General features: G+C 72.7%; 17 protein-coding genes. 13 read left to right on the forward strand and 4 right to left on the reverse strand.

What is annotated here, in order from left to right; genetic code table 11:
• Positions 1 to 1,612: 1,612 nt before the first annotated feature.
• The 3 genes from ACQPZQ_RS11325 to ACQPZQ_RS11335 all read left to right on the forward strand — a co-directional run bounded on the left by ACQPZQ_RS11325 (position 1,613) and on the right by ACQPZQ_RS11335 (position 4,742).
• Positions 1,613 to 3,307 carry an AMP-binding protein gene (locus ACQPZQ_RS11325; RefSeq protein ID WP_433294806.1) on the forward strand — a complete coding sequence of 565 codons (1,695 nt, stop codon included), beginning with the start codon at positions 1,613 to 1,615 and terminating at the stop codon, positions 3,305 to 3,307.
• A gap of 219 nt (positions 3,308 to 3,526) precedes the next feature.
• Entirely contained in the window at positions 3,527 to 3,760 is a 234-nt protein-coding gene (locus ACQPZQ_RS11330; protein WP_241039522.1) for a hypothetical protein, read from the forward strand.
• 25 nt (positions 3,761 to 3,785) lie between these two features.
• Positions 3,786 to 4,742 (forward strand): cobalamin biosynthesis protein, encoded by a 957-nt coding sequence (locus ACQPZQ_RS11335; protein ID WP_433294808.1) that lies wholly within the window; start codon positions 3,786 to 3,788, stop codon positions 4,740 to 4,742.
• Positions 4,743 to 5,476: 734 nt separating this feature from the next.
• Here ACQPZQ_RS11335 and bla read toward each other — a convergent pair.
• Positions 5,477 to 6,379 carry a class A beta-lactamase gene (gene bla, locus ACQPZQ_RS11340; protein ID WP_433294810.1) on the reverse strand — a complete coding sequence of 301 codons (903 nt, stop codon included), beginning with the start codon at positions 6,377 to 6,379 and terminating at the stop codon, positions 5,477 to 5,479.
• A gap of 25 nt (positions 6,380 to 6,404) precedes the next feature.
• Positions 6,405 to 8,141 (reverse strand): penicillin-binding transpeptidase domain-containing protein, encoded by a 1,737-nt coding sequence (locus ACQPZQ_RS11345; RefSeq protein ID WP_433294812.1) that lies wholly within the window; start codon positions 8,139 to 8,141, stop codon positions 6,405 to 6,407.
• Between the two features lie 153 nt (positions 8,142 to 8,294).
• Between ACQPZQ_RS11345 and ACQPZQ_RS11350 the strand changes: the two genes are divergently transcribed.
• Together ACQPZQ_RS11350 and ACQPZQ_RS11355 are read left to right on the forward strand one after the other, a co-directional pair.
• The gene (locus ACQPZQ_RS11350; protein WP_433294814.1) at positions 8,295 to 9,173 is read left to right on the forward strand and encodes a LysR family transcriptional regulator; all 879 of its coding nucleotides are present in this window, start codon (positions 8,295 to 8,297) and stop codon (positions 9,171 to 9,173) included.
• Complete coding sequence (locus tag ACQPZQ_RS11355) at positions 9,170 to 10,066, forward strand: serine hydrolase (protein ID WP_433294816.1); 897 nt, start codon at positions 9,170 to 9,172, stop codon at positions 10,064 to 10,066. Before ACQPZQ_RS11350 ends, ACQPZQ_RS11355 begins: the two co-directional genes overlap by 4 nt.
• 27 nt (positions 10,067 to 10,093) lie before the next feature.
• Here ACQPZQ_RS11355 and ACQPZQ_RS11360 read toward each other — a convergent pair whose 3' ends face one another.
• Entirely contained in the window at positions 10,094 to 10,957 is an 864-nt protein-coding gene (locus tag ACQPZQ_RS11360; RefSeq protein ID WP_433294818.1) for an SURF1 family cytochrome oxidase biogenesis protein, read from the reverse strand.
• Positions 10,958 to 11,058: 101 nt separating this feature from the next.
• Here ACQPZQ_RS11360 and ACQPZQ_RS11365 point away from each other — a divergent pair, with 101 nt between their 5' ends.
• The 6 genes from ACQPZQ_RS11365 to ACQPZQ_RS11390 all read left to right on the forward strand — a co-directional run bounded on the left by ACQPZQ_RS11365 (position 11,059) and on the right by ACQPZQ_RS11390 (position 18,846).
• The gene (locus tag ACQPZQ_RS11365; protein WP_433294820.1) at positions 11,059 to 12,600 is read left to right on the forward strand and encodes a cobyric acid synthase; all 1,542 of its coding nucleotides are present in this window, start codon (positions 11,059 to 11,061) and stop codon (positions 12,598 to 12,600) included.
• Complete coding sequence (locus ACQPZQ_RS11370; RefSeq protein WP_433294822.1) at positions 12,600 to 14,645, forward strand: putative cobaltochelatase; 2,046 nt, start codon at positions 12,600 to 12,602, stop codon at positions 14,643 to 14,645. The genes ACQPZQ_RS11365 and ACQPZQ_RS11370 overlap by 1 nt, the downstream gene beginning before the upstream one ends.
• A 13-nt stretch (positions 14,646 to 14,658) precedes the next feature.
• The gene (cobO, locus tag ACQPZQ_RS11375; RefSeq protein WP_433294824.1) at positions 14,659 to 15,273 is read left to right on the forward strand and encodes a cob(I)yrinic acid a,c-diamide adenosyltransferase; all 615 of its coding nucleotides are present in this window, start codon (positions 14,659 to 14,661) and stop codon (positions 15,271 to 15,273) included.
• A 33-nt stretch (positions 15,274 to 15,306) separates the two neighbouring features.
• Positions 15,307 to 16,284: an aldo/keto reductase gene (locus tag ACQPZQ_RS11380; RefSeq protein ID WP_433294826.1), complete on the forward strand. Its 978-nt coding sequence runs from the start codon at positions 15,307 to 15,309 to the stop codon at positions 16,282 to 16,284.
• Between the two features lie 90 nt (positions 16,285 to 16,374).
• A complete protein-coding gene (locus ACQPZQ_RS11385; protein WP_433294828.1) occupies positions 16,375 to 17,721 on the forward strand; it encodes a cobyrinate a,c-diamide synthase in 1,347 nt (448 codons plus the stop codon).
• Between the two features lie 126 nt (positions 17,722 to 17,847).
• A complete protein-coding gene (locus ACQPZQ_RS11390) occupies positions 17,848 to 18,846 on the forward strand; it encodes a patatin-like phospholipase family protein (protein ID WP_433294830.1) in 999 nt (332 codons plus the stop codon).
• Between the two features lie 3 nt (positions 18,847 to 18,849).
• On the opposite strand, the gene ACQPZQ_RS11395 is transcribed toward ACQPZQ_RS11390, so the two are convergent.
• Positions 18,850 to 20,106 (reverse strand): FAD-dependent monooxygenase, encoded by a 1,257-nt coding sequence (locus tag ACQPZQ_RS11395; RefSeq protein ID WP_433294832.1) that lies wholly within the window; start codon positions 20,104 to 20,106, stop codon positions 18,850 to 18,852.
• 135 nt (positions 20,107 to 20,241) lie between these two features.
• Between ACQPZQ_RS11395 and ACQPZQ_RS11400 the strand changes: the two genes are divergently transcribed.
• Entirely contained in the window at positions 20,242 to 20,778 is a 537-nt protein-coding gene (locus tag ACQPZQ_RS11400; protein ID WP_433294834.1) for a TetR/AcrR family transcriptional regulator, read from the forward strand.
• A gap of 115 nt (positions 20,779 to 20,893) precedes the next feature.
• Positions 20,894 to 21,718, forward strand: coding sequence for a precorrin-4 C(11)-methyltransferase (gene cobM / locus ACQPZQ_RS11405; protein WP_433294836.1), 825 nt, complete (start codon positions 20,894 to 20,896; stop codon positions 21,716 to 21,718).
• The last annotated feature ends 61 nt before the right edge of the window (positions 21,719 to 21,779 follow it).

Raw genomic sequence — 21,779 nt, forward strand, 5'->3', positions numbered from 1 at the left:
GTCGGACTGGCTGTCAGGTCTAGATCGGCATTTGGGGACCGGCAGCTGTGTAATACGCACCTGCGGGTCCCCAAGTGGTGATCATGGGCGGGCCGGGTTGGTCGAGGCGGGTCTTGATCAGCAGTTGGGGCCCGGGAACCGTGTCATGGGCGGCTACGGGTCCCCATTTGGTGATCATGGCCAACGGGTCGGCCCGACTTTCCACTTTGATCAGCGGCCACGCACCCGTCCTCGCCCCGAGCCGTTCGCGAGCGCACAGCCGCGTCGGCGGCGAGACGACTGGTGCTCATCGACCTCCAGAACCGCGCCGCACGGCTAGCGGGCCTGCTGTCACCGGGGAGCGGCGACCGTCGGCGGTTGGCCGGGTCGGGCAGGCGGTCGGGTCGTGATCGGCATTTGGGGACCGGGAGCTGTGTAATACGCGCCGGCGCGTCCTCAACCGGTGATCATGGATGGGCCGGGCTGGTGGAGGAGGGTCTTGATCAGCAGTTGGGGCCCGGGAACCGTGTCGTAGGCGGCTCCGGGTCCCCATTTGGTGATCATGGCCGGCAAGCTGGCTGGGTCGGCCCGACTTCGGCCCTTTGATCAGCGGTGGGACGCGAAGCGCCCGCACCGCACACGCCCCGAGCGCTTCGCGTGCGCCCTGGCGCGTCGGCGGCGAGACAAGTGGGTGTGCATCGGCTTCCCAGAACCGCGCCGCGCGCACCGCCACCCGGCCCGCCGCCACCCGGGGCGCGGCGACCGTCGGCGGCTGGCCGGGTCGGGCTGGCGGTCGGGTCGTGATCGGCATTTGGGGACCGGCAGCTGTGTAATACGCGCCGGCGCGTCCCCAGCCGGTGATCATGGGCGGGCCTGGCTGGTCAAGCCGGGTCTTGATCAGCAGTTGGGGCCCGGGAACCGTGTCATAGGCGGCTCCGGGTCCCCGATTGGTGATCATGGTCAACGCGCCGGCTGGGTCGGCCCGACTTTCCACTTTGATCAGCGGCCACGCGGCCGTCCTCGCCCCGAGCAGTTCGCGAGCGCCCCGCCGCGTCGGCGGCGAGACGAGTGGGTGCGCATCGGCTCCCAGAACCGCGCCGCGCGGCCAGCAGGCCCGCCACGACCTGGGGCGGCGACTGTTGGCGGCTGGCGGGGTCGGGCCGGCTGCCATGTCGCAGCGGGGCGCCTGGCGGGCGGAGAAGCGGCGCGGCTTGCAGGGACGACCTGCGGGTTGAGCAGGGGCTGACTCGCGGGCGGGCCGACACCGGGGCGGGGATGAGCGACTCGCCGTCTCCCGCGAGCGACTCGCAGGTGGCCGGTGCGCGACTCGCCGTCTCCCGCGAGCGACCCGCGGGTGGCCGGTGCGCGACTCGCCGTCTCCCGCGAGCGACCCGCGGGTGGCCGGTGCGCGACTCGCCGTCTCCCGCGAGCGACTCGCAGGTGGCCGGTGCGCGACTCGCCGTCTCCCGCGAGCGACCCGCGGGTGGCCGGTGCGCGACTCGCGGGCAGAGGGCGGGCGGACCCGTGGTCACGCCGGCGGCGGCTCGCGGGGTGGGCGTGTGCCGACCCGTGCCGCTGGAGGTGTGCGCTCACTAGGGTGCGATCAGCAGAGCGGCAAACCCGAGGTGAGGTCATGAATCGGTCGGCAGAAGCTTTCTACGCGGCGCGCGAGTTCCTCGTAGCCCATCGGGAGGACTACGACACGGCCTACCGTGACTTCCGCTGGCCCGAGATCGACGAGTTCAACTGGGCGCTCGACCACTTCGACGCCGTCGGGGCCGACCCCGAGCGGGGCGCCGCCCGCGCGCTGTGGATCGTCGAGCAGGACGGGAGCGAGGCGCACTGGACGTTCGCGGAGCTCTCCGCCAGGTCCAACCAGGTCGCCAACTGGCTCCGCGAGCACGGTGTCGCGCGCGGCGACCGGATCATCCTCATGCTCGGCAACCAGGTCGAGCTCTGGGAGACCTTGCTCGCCGCGATGAAGCTCGGCGCGGTGGTCATCCCGGCCACGACGTTGCTCACCGCGTCCGATCTGCGCGACCGGCTCGACCGCGGCGGCGCCAGGCACGTGGTGGTCGGTGGGGCGGACGCCGGGAAGTTCGAGGGCGTCGAGGGTGACTACACCCGCATCGCCGTGCGCGGCGCGCCCGAGGGCTGGCTCGACTACGCCGACGCGGACGCCGCATCCACGGACTTCGCCCCCGACGGCGTCACCCACGGCTCGGACACACTCCTGCTCTACTTCACCTCCGGCACCACCGCCAAGCCGAAGCTCGTGGAGCACACCCACGCCTCCTACCCGGTGGGGCACCTGTCGACCATGTACTGGATCGGTCTGCAGCCGGGCGACGTCCACCTCAACATCTCCTCGCCGGGCTGGGCCAAGCACGCGTGGAGCAACGTGTTCGCGCCCTGGATCGCCGAGTCCTGCGTGCTCGTCATGAACTACGCCCGCTTCGACGCCTCCTCGGTGCTCGGGGTGCTCGACCGCTGCGGCGTCACGAGCTTCTGCGCCCCGCCGACGGTGTGGCGCATGCTCATCCAGGCCGACCTCTCCGGGCTCGCGAACCCACCGGTGAAGGTCGTCGGTGCGGGGGAGCCGCTCAACCCCGAGGTGATCGAGCAGGTCGACAAGGCCTGGGGCGTGCAGATCCGCGACGGCTTCGGGCAGACCGAGAGCTCGGTGCAGATCGGCAACCCGCCGGGGCAGCGGATCAAGCCCGGGTCGATGGGCCGTCCCGTCCCCGGCTTCCCGATCGTGCTGATCGACCCCGCCACCGGGGAGCCCGCCGAGGAGGGGGAGATCTGCATCGACCTCTCGCAGCGCCCGCTCGGGCTGATGGTCGGCTACGCAGGTGACCCCGAGCGCAACGCCGAGGCGATGGCGGGCGGGTACTACCACACCGGTGACGTCGGTTCCCGCGACTCCGACGGCTACATCACCTACGTCGGCCGCTCGGACGACGTGTTCAAGGCATCGGACTACCGCATCAGTCCGTTCGAACTGGAGAGCGTGCTCATCGAGCACCCGGCGGTCGCCGAGGCCGCCGTCGTGCCCTCGCCGGACGCGCTGCGCCTCGCCGTCCCGAAGGCGTACGTGGTGCTCGCCGCGGGGCACGAGCCGACGGAGGAGACGGCACGTTCGATCCTGGAGTTCGCGCGCGCCAACCTCGCGCCGTACAAGTGGGTCAGGCGCCTCGAGTTCGCCGCGCTGCCCAAGACCATCTCGGGCAAGATCCGGCGCGTCGAGCTGCGGGGTCGGGAGACCGAGCTGCACGGTTCGGAGCGCGAGACCGACGGGCCACCGAGCGGCGAGTTCGTTCTCTGAGGCTGCTCCGGATGGTGACGGGACGTCGCCGTACCCACTCTTTCGGCTCTGTACCCATTCATCCGATCTCCTGCGCTGAGCGGCGAATAGTGACCGTCGGTCGTCGGGAGTGGTGACGTCCTGGTCCGGAGGGGTGGCGCTGACCGCAACTCATCCGCCGCTCGCCGACGTCCTTTCAAAATTGAAACGTCCTCTCCGATCGAGCATGTTGGACCGGTCGTGACGCAACCACGCACGCCGGAGAGCGGGTCATTGGCGGAGGTGATGGCCGGCATGCCCGAGGTGTGGCGACGGCTGCTGGCCGCACACGTCGCCGACCGTATGGGCCGGTGCGCCGCCTGCCGCACATCCAGTGGGTCGGGCTCGCGCTGGCCGTGCACCCTGCACCGGATCGCCACCGAGGCCGAGCGGCTGTACGGCCTCCGCCTCGGCCAGGCGGTCGGCGGAGGGTAGGACGCACCGCCGTACCGTCCCGGATGTGAGGGCGAACGGGTGGGCGCGGCCGGCCGGCCTGCTTCTGGGTACGGCGGCCGACGCTCTGTTCGGCGACCCTCGGCGAGGGCATCCGGTGGCCGGTTTCGGGGCGCTCGCCCTCGCGCTCGAACGGCGTTGCTACGCCGACAGCAGGAGAGCCGGTGCCGGGTATACGGCCGTCCTCGTGGGAGCGGCCACCGGTGTGGGAGTGCTCGCCCGGCGTGCGGTGGCCGGCCGCCCGCTCGCCGAGGTGGCGCTCACCGCCACAGCCACCTGGGCCGTGCTCGGTGGCGCGTCGCTCGCCCGCCACGGCACGGCACTCGCCGTCGAGCTCACCGACGGCGACCTCGACGCCGCGCGCTCCCGGCTGCCGTCGCTCTGCGGACGCGACCCCGAGGCACTCGACGCCTGGGGAATGGCCAGGGCCGGCACCGAGTCGATGGCCGAGAACACCTCCGACGCCGTGGTGGCCCCGCTGCTGTGGGGCGCGGTGGCCGGCCTGCCCGGCCTCCTCGGCTACCGCGCCGTCAACACCCTCGACGCGATGGTCGGCTACCGCTCGGCCCGCTACCTCCGGTTCGGCTGGGCATCCGCCCGGCTCGACGACCTGGTGAACCTCCTCCCCGCCCGAGTGGCGGCGCTGCTGTTCGCGGCACTCGCCTCCGCTGTCGGCGGCTCACCCCAGCAGGCGCTGGCGGCATGGCGCCGGGACGCCGGTGCCCACCCCAGCCCGAACGCGGGCCCTGTCGAGGCGGCTGCGGCGGGGGCGCTCGGCGTCGGGCTCGGGGGACGCACCGTCTACCGGCACGGGGTGGAGGAACGCCCCCGCCTGGGTTCCGGCCACCCACCCGCACCTGCTGACCTGCGCCGGGCCGCGCGCCTGTCCCGGCTGGTCGGGTGGGCGGCAGCCGGGCTTGCGGCCGTACTGGCCGGTGGCGTGGCGGCGGCACGGAAGCGCTGACCGGCCGCCGAATCTCTGGGGCTGTCGATCACCGCCGAGGGCCGGGCTGAACCTGGTTGCCAGGTCATGATCAGTGGTTGCGGGACGGACAACCGCGCCACCGTTGTGCGTCCCGAACCGGTGATCATGCGGGAGGCCCGCCGCGCGGACCTTGGTTGCATGGTCATGATCGGCATTCGGGGGCCGGCAACGGCGCTACAGGCGGCCGCGCGGCCCGAACCGGTGATCATGGCCGGCCGCCGGCCAGGCCGACCCTGGCTGCTAAGTCTCGATCAGCAGGTCGCGGGGCACTCGGTGATCACCGCGGACGGCTGCGGGCGGACCCGTTGATCGGCAGTTGGGGGCCGACAACCGTGCTATAGGCGGCTGCGCGGCCCAAGCCGGTGATCATGGGCGCGCCCGGGCGTGTCGTCGCCTGGCTGGCGGTTCTTGATCAGCAGTTGGGGACTGGTAACCGTGCCACGGGCGGCTCCGGGCCCCCATTTGGTGATCATGGCCAATGGGTCGGCTGGGTCAGCCCGATCTCCGCGCTTGATCAGCGGTTGACGATCGGCGGCCGCACCGCACGCGGCCGTCCTTCCCCGATCGGTGATCGCCGCCGGCTGGTTGGGGAGGACTGGCCGTCGAATCTTGATCGGCATTTGGGGGCCGGCAGCTGTGCGGCGCACGCCTGCGCGTCCCCAACCGGTGATCATGGATGAACCACACGCCGCAGGCACGGTCCGGCGCGAGTCTCAGCGGAGTTCGGCTGTCGTGATGGCTGCGGCCTGGGAGATGAGGGCGTTGTCGGCCTGTTCCTCGCGGCCGTCGCGGGTGGACAGGACCGCGAGGACGATCGGGGCGCCCCCGGGAGGCCAGGCGACGGCGATGTCGTTGGCGGTTCCGTAGCTGCCGGTGCCGGTCTTGTCGGCGACCCGCCAGTCCGGCGGCAGGCCGGCGCGGATGCGGGCGGCGCCGGTGGTGTTGCGGACGAGCCAGTCGGTCAGGAGGGCGCGGTCGGCGGGGTCGAGCCGTTCGCCCAGGACGAGGTCGCGCAGGTTGCCGGCGATGGCGCGGGGGCTGGTGGTGTCCCGGTCGTCTCCCGGGATCGCGCTGTTGAGCTCCGTCTCGCGGCGGTCCAGGCGGGTCACGCCGTCGCCGAGGAGGCGTGCGTAGTCGGTGACGGCGCCGGGGCCGCCGATGTCGTCGAGCAGCAGGTTGCCTGCGGTGTTGTCGCTGTAGCGGATCGCGGCGTCGCACAGTTCGGCGATGGTGAGGCCGTCGGCGACGTGGGCCTCGGTGATCGGGGAGTACTCCACGACGACGCTCGCGCTGTAATGGATCCGGGTCTGCAGGTGCTCGGGCGGAGTCTTGGCGAGCATCGCGGCGACGGCGAGCACCTTGAACGTCGAGCAGAGGGGGAACCGCTCGTCGGCGCGGTGGGCGAGCTCTCGTCCGGTGCCGGTGTGCACGGCGTAGAGCCCGAGTCGCGCGTCGAAGCGGGTCTCGAGTTCGGCGAGCCGCGCGGATGCGGCGGGTCCGGGCGCGGGCGCCGGGGGTGCTGCGGCCGGTGGGCCGGGTGCTCGGCCGCAGGCTATGAGCGGCAGCAGCAGCGTGGCTCCCAGGACCGCGCGCCTGCCGACCGTGGAGTTGTGCATGGTCGTACTCCTCATGTGCTCTGACCTAGGGATTGGGCGTGGCCTCGAGGAAGCGCCCTGCGGCGTCGACGGCCGGTCGCGAGGTCTCACCGCCCACAACGAGCACGGCGAAGGCCAGGTCGCCCCGGGTGCCGATGAACCAGCCGTGGGAACGGGTGCCGTCGCCGAACTGGGCGGTGCCGGTCTTGCCGATCACGCCGGGCAGGTCGGCGAGTTGCGAGGCCGAGCCGTCGGTGACGACCTCCCGCATCATCGTGGCGAGCTCGGTCCGCAGCTGGTCGGGAAGCGGCGCCTGGTCACCGCCGTCGCGGGTGAGGGTCCCGGGCCTGCCCTGGATCAGGGTCGGGCTCGGAGTGCGACCGTGCGCCACGGTGGCGGCGACCAAGGCCATGCCGAACGGGCTGGCGACGACGCGCCCTTGGCCGATGGAGTTCTCGACCTGCTCCGCGGGCGTCGTGGCGTCCGGGACGGTGCCGGTGACGGTGGTGATCCCGGGGATGTCCCAGTCCGTCCCCAGGCCGAGGCGAGCCGCGGTCCGGCGCAGCGCGGTGGGGTCGAGGCCGACGCCGATGCGGGCGAAGGTGGTGTTGCACGAGTGCGCGAACGCCGTGTGCAGCGGCACCGAGCCGAGGTCGAAGCCGTCGTCGTTGGGGATCTGGCGGCCCTGGATGTTCTCCGTGCCGGGGCAGGCGAGCACGGTGTCGGGGGTGACGGAGCCCGCATCCAGTGCGGCCGTCGCGGTCACGACCTTGAACGTCGATCCGGGCGGGAAGACGCCGCTGAGCGCGATCGGGCCCTGCGCGTCGGCGGCCGGGTTCTGCGCGACGGCGAGGACCTCCCCGGTGGACGGGCGGAGTGCGACGAGCGCGGCCGGCTCGTCGAGCCTGCGGAGCGCGTCCTGCGCGGCGGTCTGGGTGTGGAGGTCGAGGGTGAGCGTCACATCCTTGGGCGGTGCGGGGTCCTGTCCGGCGAGGCGGGTGCGGACGGTGCCCTCGGCGTCGACCACGACGACCTGCCAGCCCGCCCCGGCCGTGTCCTGGTCCTTCGCCAGCTCGGTCAGGGCCGGTGAGGACAGTCCGCGCTCGGTGAGGCGGCGCTGTTGCTCGGAGAGCACGATCCCGGGAACGTCACGCAATGCCGGTTCGACGCGGGCGGCATCGTCCTCGCGCAGGGTGATCAGCGTGACCGGGCCGGTGGCGCCCGTTGTGGCGCTGCGCAGCGATGCCCGCGTCACGCTCGGATCGATCCGGGCCAGGACGGGCGCGACGGTGTTCAGGGTGCGCTCCAGGTCCGTGGTGCGGGCGGGGTCCAGTCGCACGAGCGTCACCGTCCCGGGCCGGATGAGCGGGGCCCCTCCTCGGTCGAGGTCGCGCCCGGGCGTCGCAGGCAACGTCTGGAGTTCCAGCCCGTCCCCGGGCTGCAGCGCGTCGTGCAGGACCGACGGCGCCCAGTGGACCTTCCAGCCGTCGTCTGCTTGCCGGACGGTGCCGTGCGCGAGATAGGACCAGACGTGCCCGTTGCCGAAGTCCCAGGTGGCGCGGTAGGAGAACTGCTCGTCGTTCACCTCGTCCAGGCCGGTGGTGAGCCGCGGATGCTCGAGTCCGTCGAACACCGCGTTGACCAGCGTGGTGGCGGCCGGTGGGTCGTCGGTGGTGGCGGCGGCCGCCGCCGTGTCGCCCCGGGCGAGCGCGCTGATGAAGTTCTCGGCTGCCGTGCGGGGACCGGAGGTCCCCAGCAGCGAACACGACGCGACCGTCACCATCAGCGCTAGCGTTATCGCCGCTACGGCAAGGCTCCGCCGACGGCTCCTGTCTCTGGTCACCTGCTCAGACAATCCGGGCACGGCCGATATCGCAAATAGCAACGAACGGCCTATCCGATATGCGTCGGATATCGCCCCTGTTAGTGTCCGTCCGTGGATCTCCTCCGGCACCTGGAGTTCTTCGTCACGATCGCGGAGGAGGAGCATTTCGGACGCGCGGCAGGCCGGCTCGGTATGGCCCAGCCCCCGATCTCGCAAGGCCTTCAACGGCTCGAGCGCAGCCTCGGTGTGGTGTTGCTGGAGCGCAGCTCCCGCGGGGTCAGACTCAACGCGGCCGGGCGCGACCTGCTGCCGCGCGCCCGCGCTCTCCTGCAGGGCGCGGAGGATCTGCGACGGGTGGCCGGCACGTACGGAGCCGCTGCCACGTCGTTGCGCGTCGGTACGGTGCCGCAGCTCAGCCCGCGTGTCATGGCCGCCGTGGCCACCGCGTGCCAGGAGCGCGCCGGTGGCCCGGTGGAGATGACCACCGCCTCGACGAGTGAACTGGTGGACGCTGTCACGGCGGGCCAGCTCGATCTCGCCGTCGTCGTCCACCCGGCGTTGCTGGGTGCGTTGCGCAGCGGGCCGGTCGTCCGTCTCGACACCGCGCTGCTGATCCCCGCCGATCATCCCGCGGCACGCACCGGTGAGCCGGTGGTGCTCCGGTCGTTGCGTGGCCTGGGTGTGGCCGCGCCACCACGGCCCCACGGAACGGCGGCGCACGATCTGTTCCTCGACACGCTGGAGCAACGTGGGCTCGTGGCCCCGGTGCTTCCGGCCGTGGACGACCGGGCCGCGTTGGTCCTCGTCGCCATGGGCCGGGCTTTCGCCGTCACCGCCGATCCCGATCTCGCCGCGCCCGGCGTCGTGCGCAGGCCGGTCGCCGGTGATCCGTTGCCGCTGCGCCTGCGCGTGGTGTGGCGCGGCGCCGACACCGCCCCCGCCACCCACGACGCGGTGCTCGCCGCGCTCGGGGGAGGAGCGGCGGGGTGAACGAGCGTGACCACGAGATCCTCCGGATCTTCGCCGACGCCGGCGTGCGCGGCTGGCTGCACGCGGTCGCGCTCGGCGGTCCGGGGAGCCGCGAGGTCGGACTCGGACCCGACGAGCCGGTGGTGATGGCGTCGGTCTACAAGCTTCCGCTGCTCGTCGCTTTCTGCCGGCAGGTCGACGCCGGCACGATCGACCCACGCGAGAGGGTCACGATCGTCCCGACGGAACGCACGGTGGGTCCGACCGGACTGTCGATCCTGCGCGACGACGTGACCATGTCCTGGCGTGACGTGGCGTTGTCGATGGTCGCTGTGTCGGACAACGCCGCCGCCGACGTCCTGCTGGAACGCGTCGGGCTCGACCAGCTCTACCAGGCGATGGCCGACCTCGGCCTCACCCGCACCCGGGTGCGCAGCGGCACCGCGGAGGTACACCGCACGCTGATGGCCGACACGGCGTCCGCCGACACCGCGGCCGCGTTCGAGGCCCTGGCCAGCCACGACGTCGCACCCGAGGTGAGGGCCTACAACCCCGTGTACGGCAGCGCCACCACGGCGCGCGAGATGACCATGCTGCTGGACGCGATCTGGTCCGACCGCGCTGCCTCGGCGGAGCAGTGCCGCTTCGCCCGCGAGGTGCTCGGCGCGCAGATCTGGCCGCATCGGCTGCGCTCGGGGTTCCCCTATGCCGGGGTTCGGGTGGCGGGCAAGACCGGCACCCTCGGCGCCATCCGCAACGAGGTCGGCGTGGTGCAGTTCGACGGGGAACGTCCCGTCGCGGTGGCCGTGTTCACCCACGCCGCCCGTGCCGACGCGATGCTCCCGCGCGCCGACGCCGCGATCGGGCTGGCCGCGAGGGTCGCGGTCACCGATCTCCGATCCGGACGGCTCTGATCGCGATCAGCTGAGCTGCCGATCGAGCTACTGGCGGCCGGAGCGGTCGGCGAGCGGGGTCTCGTCCTGCTGCGCGGGCCCCTCCCGCGGCTCGGGCGCGTCGTCGTCACCGGCGAGGGCCTGGCGCAGCGCGGTGCGCTCGGCCCGGCGGTCCTTGCCCCGGCGTTGCAGCAGCTCCAGGCGTACGAAGTAGGCCAGTGCGAAGATGGCGATCGCGCCGAACGTGAGCCACTGCAGTGCGTAGGAGAAGTTCGTGAAGGGCGCCCCGCTCGCGCTGACCGTGACGGGGAGCGGGCCGAGCACTCCGGGCTGGTCGGCCGAGAGCTGCAGGTAGCCGGGTTCGAGGTCCAGGTTCGTGGCGGCGGCGAGCGCGCGGGAGTCGGCGGCGTAGAGCTGGCGGTGCCCGTCGAGGACGGACACGGGCCGGTTCTGGGGGTCGGTCTCGTTCACGCGGAGCCGGCCGGTGAGCGTGACGGGGCCTGGCGGGGCGGCGGCGAAGCCCGGCACCTGCGAGCCGCTTGGCGTGGAGACGTACCCCCGGTCCACGGTGATGAGCCGCCCGTCGTCGGTGCGGAACGGGGTGAGCACCTCGAACGCGGGCTTGCCGTCCACCACCCGCAGCCGCACGAGCGCCTCGGCGTCGGAGACGTAGGTGCCCGACACCGTGGCCTGCCGCCACTCCAGTGCGGAAGTGACGCCGGTGCCTGCGGACGTGAGCTCGGCGAGCGGGACGGGCGGCGTGTGGTAGGAGGCGTCGATGGCCTGCTGCTCGGCGTCGCGTTGGGCCTCCCGGCCGAACTGCCACGGGGCCAGCAGCGTGTAGCAGGCGGCCGCGAACCCGATGACGACCGCGATGAAGGCGAGCCACCCAGGCCGCAGAAGGAACCGCACAGGTCCACCGTAGTCGGGTGGCCGCAGTAGGGCTCCGAAGTGCCGTTTGAGGTGGGTCCTCGGGAGCATTAGGGCTCCGAGCTGCGACGTAGGGTGGCGGCATGCGGGGGGCGCTACTTGTGGCTGGTACCACTTCCGATGCCGGCAAGAGTGTCCTCGTCGCCGGCATTTGTCGGTGGCTTGCCCGGCGTGGCGTCGCTGTCGCGCCGTTCAAGGCGCAGAACATGTCCAACAACTCGGTGGTCACCGCCGACGGGGGCGAGATCGGCCGCGCACAGGCGATGCAGGCCCGCGCCTGCGGGCTGGAACCGAGCGTCGCGTTCAACCCGGTGCTGCTCAAGCCGGGGAGCGACCGCAGCTCCCAGGTCGTCGTGCGCGGCCGGGTGGACGGCACGGCCAGCGCACGTTCCTACTACGCCCGCAAGGCCGCGCTGCTCGACGTCGTCTCTGCGGAGCTCGCCGGGCTGCGCGAGCGCTTCGACGTGGTGGTCTGTGAGGGCGCAGGGTCGCCCGCGGAGATCAACCTCCGGGGGAGTGACATCGCGAACATGGGGCTCGCGCAGGCCGCCGACCTGCCCGTGGTGGTGGTCGGCGACATCGACCGTGGCGGCGTGCTCGCGCACCTGTTCGGCACCCTCGCCGTGCTGGACGCGGCCGACCAGGCGCGCGTCGCCGGGTTCGTGATCAACAAGTTCCGGGGCGACCCCGCCCTGCTCGCGCCCGGTCTCGACCAGCTCACCGCGCTCACGGGGCGGCCGACCCTGGGCGTCGTCCCGTGGGCCGATGACCTGTGGATCGACGCCGAGGACTCGCTGTCCGCCGTGGCCGACAGCGTGCTCGGACGCCCGGCGCCGCCGTTCGGGTCGCAGTGGCTGCGCGTGGCCGTCGTCCGGTTCCCGCGGATCTCCAACGCCACCGACGCGGAGGCGCTGGCCTGCGAGCCGGGGGTCGCCGTCCGGTACGTCACGGAGCCTGCCCGGCTGCTCGACGCCGACCTGGTGGTGCTGCCCGGCTCGAAGGCGACCGTGGCCGACCTGGAGTGGCTGCGCCGCACCGGCCTCGCCGACGCGGTGGCGACGCACGCCCGTGCCGGACGCCCGGTGTTCGGGATCTGTGGGGGCTACCAGATGCTCGGCCGCCGGATCGCCGATCCGCATGCCGTCGAGAGCAGTACCGACGGTGGTGTCGTCGCGGGGCTGGGGCTGCTCGACCTCGAGGTCCTCTTCGACGCCGAGAAGCACCTCGGCAACCCGGCGGGCACGGCGTGGGGCGAGCCGGTGCGTGGCTACGAGATCCATCACGGGCGGGTGGTCCACTCCGGCGATCCGCCGCTGCTCGAAGCCTCGGAGACTGGCCAGGAGGGATCCGACGCGGGAGCCGTGATCGGCACCCACTGGCACGGCCTGCTGGAGAACGACGGTTTCCGACGGTCGCTGCTGGCACGGGTTGCGCAGCAGGCGGGCCGCGCCGGCTTCGTTGCGGCTCCGGCCACCAGCTTCGCCGCGCAGCGCGACGCCCAGCTCGACCTGCTCGGCGATCTCGTCGAGAAACACATCGACATCCGTGCACTTGAACATGTGATCAGTCACGGTGTGCCCGTCGGTCTCCCGGTGGTGACGTCCGTTCTGGCAGGCTCGCCCTGATGAGCACGTTCCCCTTCTCCGCCGTGGTCGGCCATGACGACCTGCGACTCGCGCTGCTGCTCAACGCTGTGCACCCGGGTATCGGTGGGGTGCTCGTGCGTGGCGAGAAGGGCACCGCGAAGTCGACGGCCGTCCGCGCGCTGGCGGCGCTGCTGCCGCGCCTTGCCGTCGTCTCCGGCTGCCGCTTCAGCTGCGACCCCACGGCCACCGCCCCCGACCCGGACTGCCCCGACGGCCCGCACGAGCGCGGGGCGGGAGCGAGTGAGACCCGCGCAGCGCGCCTCGTCGAACTGCCCGTCGGTGCCACGGAGGACCGGTTGGTCGGCTCCCTCGATCTGGAGCGGGCACTGCGCGAGGGTGTGCGTGCCTACCAGCCGGGGCTTCTCGCCGACGCCCACCGCGGCGTGCTCTACGTCGACGAGGTCAATCTCCTGCACGACCACCTCGTTGACCTGCTGCTCGACGCCGCCGCGATGGGCCGCGCCCACGTCGAGCGGGACGGGGTGTCGGTCTCGCACGCGGCCCGGTTCCTGCTGGTGGGCACGATGAACCCGGAGGAGGGGGAGCTGCGCCCGCAGTTGCTCGACCGGTTCGGGCTCGCCGTTGAGGTGCGCGCCGCGCGGGACGTGGCCACGCGCGTCGAGGTGGTCCGTCGCCGTATGGGGTTCGAGGCCGACCCCGCGGGGTTCGTCGCCGCATGGCAGGAGTCCGAGTCCGAGACCGCGGCCCGGATCGCCGCCGCGCAGGCCAGGGTCGGGTCGGTCGTGCTGCCGGACGCCGAGCTGCGTCGCATCGCGGCCGTGTGCGCGGCGTTCGACGTCGACGGGATGCGTGCCGACCTCGTGATCGCCCGTGCCGCCGTGGCGCACGCTGCGTGGCGGGGCGCGGACGAGGTGGCCGAGGAGGACGTGCGCGTGGCGGCGCGGCTCGCGCTGCCGCACCGGCGCCGTCGCGACCCGTTCGACGAGCCGGGAATCGACGACGACGCCCTCGACGACGCGCTACGCGAGGCGGCGCAGCAGGAGGAGCCCCCGGACGACGGTGGACCGGGCGACGGCGGGCCGGACGACCCCGGCCCCGGTGACGGCGGCCCGTCCGGCGGAGGTGGTGCCCCGCAGCCGGAGAACGGGGCGTCCGCTCCCGACGCGTCGCGCCCCGACACGGACCACCGGCCGAGTGGCACCACGCCGGCCGGCGATGGTCGCAGCGCAGGCGCCCCACCCGCGTCCACCCCGTTCCGGGCCCGCCTGCTGCAGGTGCCCGGGGTGGGGGAGGGCGCCCCTGGCCGCCGCTCCCGGGCGCGCACCGACACCGGACGGACGGTGCGCGCGTCAGGTGAGACGCCGCGCCGCGCCGCCGACCTGCACCTGCCTGCCACGATCGCCGCCGCCGCGCCGCATCAGCTGGCCCGCGGCCGCGCCGGTGCCGGCCTGCTGCTACGCACCGGCGACCTGCGCCGGGCCGAGCGCGAAGGCCGCGAGGGCAATCTCGTGCTGTTCGCCGTCGACGCCTCGGGCTCGATGGCCGCACGGGCGCGGATGTCCGCCGTCAGCGGCGCGGTCCTCTCGTTGCTGCGCGACGCCTACCAGCGCCGCGACAAGGTCGGACTCGTCACGTTCCGGGGCACGGCGGCCGAGCTCGTGCTGCCGCCCACGTCGAGCGTCCCGGCGGCGCAGGTCCGGCTCGCGGCGATGCGCACGGGCGGGCGCACCCCGCTCGCGGACGGGCTGCTCCGGGCGCGGGCGGTGCTGCGCGTCGAGCGGCTGCGCGACCCGCGCCGGCGTCCGCTGCTCGTGGTGCTCACCGACGGCCGCGCCACGGTCGCCGCGCGCGAGGGTGGCGACGCCGTCCACGACGCGTGCCGGGCCGCGGCTCTGCTCGCAGCCGATGGCGTCGCGACGATCGTGGTCGACTGCGAGAGCGGGCCGGTGCGACTCGGCCTCGCTGCCCGGGTGGCCGCCGCTGCGGGTGGCCCGGCGCTCGGGCTGGCCGAGCTTTCTGCCGACCAGGTGGCCGGGGTGGTCCGGGCTGCCCGGGCTGCGTGAGAGGGGAACACACATGCCGCAGGGACGGGTCACGACCGTGCCGGACGACGGGCTCACCACGCGCCAACGTCGTAACCGCTCGCTCGTCGTCGTGCACACGGGGGAGATGAAGGGCAAGTCGACCGCGGCGTTCGGGCTCGCGCTGCGCGGCTGGAGCCAGGGCTGGTCGATCGGAGTGTTCCAGTTCGTCAAGTCGGCGAAGTGGAAGGTCGGCGAGGAGGCGGCGTTCCGCGCGCTCGGCCGCGTCCACGCCGAGACCGGCGAAGGCGGGCCCGTCGAGTGGCACAAGATGGGTGAGGGCTGGTCCTGGACCCGCAAGCAGGGCACCGAGGAGGACCACGCCGCTGCCGCCGCCGAGGGCTGGGCGGAGATCCGCCGCCGGATCGAGGCGCAGGTGCACGACGTGTACGTGCTCGACGAGTTCACCTACCCCATGAAGTGGGGCTGGGTCGACGTCGCCGAGGTGGTGGCGGTGCTCGGCGCCCGGCAGGGCCGTCAGCACGTGATCATCACCGGGAGGGATGCCGCACCCGAGCTGGTGGCCGCGGCAGATCTCGTCATGCAGACCACGAAGATCAAGCATCCGATGGACTCGGGGCAGAAGGGCCAGCGCGGAATCGAGTGGTAGTTCGGAGATCTTCGCAGGATTAGTGTGCCCGGAGTGGAGTACACACGACTGGGCTCAACCGGACTGCAGGTATCGAGAATCTGTCTGGGGATGATGAGCTACGGCTCGTCGTCCTGGCGGAACTGGGTGCTCGACATCGACGGCTCACGGCCGCTCGTGCGCGCCGCTGCCGAGGCCGGCATCACCTTCTACGACACCGCTGACGTCTACTCACTCGGCGTCAGCGAGGAGGTGACGGGCACGCTGCTCGCGGAGCTGTTCCCCCGCCGCGAGGACTACGTGCTCGCCACCAAGGTCAGGTCGCCGATGAGCGACCGCCCCAACGACTCGGGCCTGTCCCGCAAGCACATCATGGCGAGCATCGACGCGTCGCTGCGCCGGCTCGGCACCGACTACGTCGACCTCTACCAGATCCACCGCTGGGATCCGCAGACGCCGATCGAGGAGACGATGGAGGCGCTGCACGACGTCGTGAAGGCGGGCAAGGCCCGCTACATCGGCGCGTCCAGCATGCACGCGTGGCAGTTCGCGAAGGCACAGTTCACCGCCGACCTCGGTGGCTGGACGCGGTTCGTCGCGATGCAGGACCACTACAACCTGATCTACCGCGAGGAGGAGCGGGAGATGCACCCGCAGTGCCTCGACCAGGGCGTGGGGGTCATCCCGTGGAGCCCGCTGGCCCGTGGCCGGCTGGCTCGCGTGCCGGACCAGCACGGCACCACCACCCGCTCGTCCGGTGGTGACCCGATCGGCGACCGGATGTACAACGAGTCGGACGAGGCCGTCGTGCACGCCGTCGCCGACGTCGCGAAGGCCCGCGACCTGCCCCTCGCGCAGGTGGCGCTGGCCTGGATGTTGCACAAGGAGGCGATCACCGCCCCGATCGTCGGGGCCACCAAGCCGGGGCACATCGAGGATGCGGTGGCCGCGGTCGACATCGAGCTGACCGACGAGGAGATCGCGGCACTGGAGGCCCCGTACGTCCCGCACCCGGTCCTCGGCCACCAGTAACCGCCGGAATCGACGCCACATGGACACATCACGCCGTTCGGTCATCGGCCTGAACCGCGACACGTGTCCATGTGGCGGACGGAGGCGTCGATGACGGCGCGGGCGCTCGTCATCGCGGCCCCGTCGTCCGGCAGCGGGAAGACCACCGTCGCCACCGGTCTCATCGCCGCTCTGCGCGAGCGGGGCACGGCCGTGGCGCCGTTCAAGGTGGGACCGGACTACATCGATCCCGGCTACCACACGCTCGCCGCCGGCCGGGTCGGCCGCAACCTCGACCCCGTGCTCGTCGGCACCGAGCGGATCGCGCCACTCGCCCGGCACGGTGCCGCCGGCGCCGAGATCGCCGTCGTCGAAGGGGTGATGGGCCTCTTCGACGGGCGGCTCGCCGACGGCCAGGGCTCGACGGCGCAGGTGGCGGGACTGCTCGGGGCGCCGGTCGTGCTCGTCGTCGACTGCCGTGGGCAGTCGCGCAGCCTGGCGGCGCTCCTGCACGGCTTCCGGTCGTTCGACCCGGAGGTGCGGCTCGCGGGTGTCGTCCTCAACCAGGTGGGCAGCGAGCGGCACGAGACCGTGCTGCGGGCTGCCGCCGAGGAGGCCGGGCTCCCGGTGCTCGGGGCGTTGCCGCGCCGCGACGCACTCGCCGTCCCGTCGCGGCACCTCGGGCTCGTCACCGCGGCCGAGCACGGGGCCGCGGCGGTGTCGGCCGTCGCCGCGATGGCCGAGCTCGTGGCCGCCCACGTCGACCTCGACGCCGTGGTGCGGCTCGCCGAGCCCCTGCCGCCGGGGCCGGCCTGGTCGGCCGCCGACGCGGTCAGAGCGATGGTGCAGGTGCGGGAGCGTCCGGCTCCGCGCACGGCCGTGTTCGGCGGACCTGCGTTCACGTTCGGCTACGCGGAGCACGTGGAGCTGCTGGCGGCAGCGGGCGCGGAGGTCGTCGTGGTCGATCCGCTGCGGGACGAGACCCTGCCCGACGGCACGGCGGCGCTCGTGCTGCCCGGTGGGTTCCCGGAGGAGCACGTCGCCGCGTTGGGGGCGAACGAGGGGCTGCGGGCCGCGGTCGCGGCGCTCGCCGCGTCCGGAGCGCCGCTGCACGCCGAGTGCGGCGGCCTGCTCTACCTGTGCGAATCGCTCGACGACGCGCCCATGTGCGGGGTGCTGCCGGCCCGGGCCGCGATGACCGGGCGGCTCACGCTCGGGTACCGCGACGCCGTCGCACTCACCGGATCGCCGCTCTTCCCTGCGGGCGCCCGGGTAGCCGGTCACGAGTTCCACCACTGCGCGGTGACGCCCGCGGCGGGGTCGGCGCCGGCCTGGGGCTGGCGAGGCGGCGCGCCGGAGGGATGGGTGGTCGGCGGGGTGCACGCGTCCTTTCTGCACACCCATCCCGCGGGAGATCCGGATGCTGTTGCCCGTTTCGTCGGTGCAGCGGCCTTGTAAGACGTGATTCGCCGGTGCTCCCTTTTCGCCGTCCTCGTTGCTACCGTGCAGTAACGGGTCCTCGGCGAGGAGGTCACCATGCCGGACCGCCTTCGTGCAACGAACGCTTCACGACGAGCTCCGACGGTGGGTCTGGTGCTAGGCGCCGGCGGCATCCTCGGATCGGCCTGGATGGTCGGAGCGCTCTCCGCAGTGGCGGCGGCCCTGGATCGCCCCCTCGGCGACGTCGATCTCGTCCTCGGCACGAGCGCGGGCAGCGTGCTTGCGGCAGCGCTGCGGTCCGGCATCGACGTGCCGGAACTGCTGGCGCACCAGCGGGGCATCGACCCGATCGGCGTCGCGGACCGGCGGCCCGAGGAGCTGCCCGAGATGGAGGCGATCGACCGCGAGTCCGGCGACGGGCTCCCGCCGTTGCCGCTGCCCCTCCTCGGTTCCCCCCGGCTGCTCCTCGCCGCCGCGATGCCGCCGTGGCGGATCGATCCGGTGATCGCGGCGTCGGGCCTGCTGCCGCGCGGCCGGGGACGGATGGGATCGCTCGTCCGGATGGTCGACGTCCTGCAGTCCCGGATCGGCACCACCCCCGACGGCTGGGTGCCCGGAGCGCCGTTGTGGGTGGTCGCCGTCGACTACGACAGCGGTGAGCGCGTCGTCTTCGGACGGCCCGGTGCGCCGGCGTCGTCGGTGGCCGAGGCGGTGCTGGCGTCCTGTTCGATCCCCGGCTGGTTCGCGCCCCAGGCGATCGGCGGGCGCCGGTACGTCGACGGTGGGGTGGCCTCGTCGACGTCGTTGGGCCTGCTGTCCCGGCCCGACGCGCCGCGGCTCGACGAGGTGTACGTGCTCGCGCCGCTGGCCAGCCACTCCTACGACCGCTCCCTCGACCCGATCGTCGGGGTGGAGCGGGGCGTCCGGCGTCTGATCACCCGCTGGCTCGACGCCGACGTCGAGGCGCTGCGGGCCACGGGCACCCGCGTCACGGTGCTGATGCCGGGCGCGGAGGACCTGCTGGCGATGGGCGGCAACCTGATGAACCCGCGGCGGCGCGAGCAGGTGCTGGACACTGCGCTGACCACGGCGGCCGCGACGCTGTCCCACGCGATCGACGTCGGGAGGAGCGCGGCGGCCTGATGATCACTGCGAGATCCGGTTCTCGGCCCTGGGAAGGGCGGATCCCCGGATCTCGCGGCGATCATCGCGGGCGTAGTCGCGCAGTTCCAGGCTGCGGGTCGCCCGTTCCGCCCCGCCGGTGACCAGCGACTTCGCCGGACCCAGCCGGGGCAGCACCGAGATGATCCGGTCACGCAACCAGATCCGGGCCTGGGTCCGGGGGATCAGGGCGGCCCCACCGGTCCGGGCGATCCTCTGGCCGCGTTCGACGAAGTCACGCATCTCCCGCTCGTACGCCGGGAACGCCACGCTGTGGTCGCCTCCGGCTGCGGCCAGCTCTCCGGCCAGCACGTACGCGCCGACGAGCGCGAGGCTCGTGCCCTGGCCGGACAGCAGCGCCGGGGCGTAGCCGGCGTCACCGACCACGGCGGCCCGTCCGGCGGTCCAGTGGGGCATCCGGATCTGGCTGACGGAGTCGAAGAAGAAGTCGTCCGCCGTGCGCATCGCCGCGACCAGCCGCGGGATCTCCCATCCGCCGCCGGCGAAGGCCTGCGCCACGAGGTCGCGTTGCTGGTCGAGATCGGTGTGGTCGTAGTGCAGTTCCGGCGCGGCGAAGGCCAGCATCGCGGTCGGCCGGTCCTGCCCGCCCACCGCGTACCAGCCCGCGAGCCGGCCCGGCGTGTTGTGCGCCATCACCTCGTGGCTGAGGCCGAGGGCGTCGTCGATGGAGAAGCCGGCGAAGTAGAAGCCGAGGTCGTGCCGGAAATCCCGTTCCGGCCCGAAGACGAGGCGACGGACGTTCGAGTGCAGGCCGTCGGCGCCGACCACCAGATCGACCGTGCGCGGCCTGCCGCGCCGGAACGTCACGTGCACGCCGTCGTCGCGCTGCTCGATCGTGCTGATGGAGTCGTCGAACACGTACTCGACGTCGTTCCGCGTGTGTTCGTAGAGCACGGTCGTGAGCTCACCCCGCGGCACCTCGATGTCGTGGCCTGCGGTGCTGCTCAGCATGTCCTCCATGTTCATGCCGGCGGTGCGACGGCCGGAGGCATCGACAAAGGTGATGCGCTGCGTGTCGACGTGCGCCGCCCGTAGCCGCGGCAGCACACCCATCCGGTCGACGACGTCGACAGCGGTACCGCGGATGTCGATGGGGTAGCCGTTGCCGCGCACCGCCGCCGCGCGCTCGACGACCACCGGCTGGAAGCCGTGGCGATGCAGCCAGTAGGCCAGGGCCGGCCCGGCGATGCTGGCGCCGGAGATCAGGACGGTGCGGGTCATGTCGGCCTCCCGATGCAAGGAATCTACTTGCCGCACGGTAAGCCACTAACTAACCGTGCGGCAAGTAGATAACCGTCCGGCAGGCAAGCGGCTAAGCTTCCGGAGCCGTATCCGGATCCGCCGAGGAGACCTCCCGTGCCGCGACGCAGTGCCGACACCCGTGCAGAGATCCGGGCGGTCGCGCTCGAGCTGTTCGCGCAACGGGGGTTCGAGCAGACGAGCCTGCGCGAGATCGCCGAGCGTCTCGACATCACGAAGGCGGCGCTCTACTACCACTTCCCGTCGAAGGACAAGCTGATCTCCGAGCTCTTCAGCCCGTTGGTCGTGGACCTCGAGGCGTTCAGCATCGACGCCATGGCCTCCGGCCCGGAGGGGATGCGGGCCACGCTCGACGGCTATCTCGAGCTGTGCCACCGGCACAAGATGCTGTTCCAGGGCTTGCTGCGCGACTTCGGAGCGCTCGCCCGGCTGGACGTGCTCGACGCCCTCGTCCGCAAGCGGGTCGAGCTGGACCGGGCGCTGGTGGGCAGCGACCGCCCCGCCGACCGGGCCCGCGCCGTGATCGCCTTCGGCGGGCTGCAGGACTGCGTGGTCCTGATGGCCGAGGAGCCGCTCGAGTCCTACCGGACGGCGGCGGTGGACGCCGCGCTGCGCGCCCTGCTGCCCGACTGATCACCGTGAGATCGGGGTTTCGGCCCGTCGACGGGCTGGCAGCCGAATGTCACGACAATCATGGCGGCGGCCGCTGGTTGGACGTGGCCGAGTGCCGCGGCACAGACTGTCCGGCGTGGATCGCGGGAGAGTGTCGTTCGTCGGGGCCGGGCCGGGGGCAGCGGACCTGATCACGTTGCGGGGCGCGCGGCGGATCGCCGAGGCCGATGTGGTGATCTGGGCTGCGAGCCTCGTCATGCAGGAATGCATAACCGAGCACGCCCGCGCCGACGCCGAGCTCGTCGACTCGTCCACGATCGCGCACGAGGACGTGCTCGCGATCTACCGCCGGGCTGCCGACCAGCGGCTCAAGGTTGCGCGCGTGCACTCCGGGGACCCATCGCTCTGGGGCGCCGTGCAGGAGCAGTACGACGCGGCGCAGGCCTTCGGTCTCGACGTGGAGATCGTGCCCGGCGTCTCCGCGTTCGGAGCCGCCGCAGCCGTCGCGGGCCGGGAGCTGACGATCCCCGAGGTGGCCCAGTCGGTGGTGCTCACGCGGCTCGAAGGCGGCAAGACCCCGATGCCGGAGCGGGAGAAGCTGCGCGAGTTCGCCCGCCACGGCACCACGATGGCGATCTTCCTGTCCGCGGCGCGCACGGCCCAGATGGTCGACGAGCTGCGCGCAGGCGGCTACCCGGACGAGACCCCCGTCGTGGTCGCCTACCGCACCAGCTGGCCCGACGAGTTGACGCTGCGTTGCCGGCTCGACGAGGTCGAGGCCGTGTGCAAGGAGCGCAAGCTGTGGCGGCAGACGTTGTTCCTGGTCGGCCCGGCGCTCGGGTCGGCGGGCACCCGCAGTCACCTCTACCACCCCGGGCACTTCCACACGTTCCGCAAGCCCGACGCGGCCGCCCGCCGGGAACTGCGGGCCGCCCGCGCCGCAGGACGCCCGGCCCCGTGAGAAAACGAGCGGCCCTTCCGCACGAACCTCTCCGCCGAGCGTGCCGTTCGTTCCGGAGGTC

Source organism: Pseudonocardia sp. CA-142604, assembly GCF_050948475.1.
Lineage (GTDB): Bacteria > Actinomycetota > Actinomycetes > Mycobacteriales > Pseudonocardiaceae > Pseudonocardia > Pseudonocardia alaniniphila.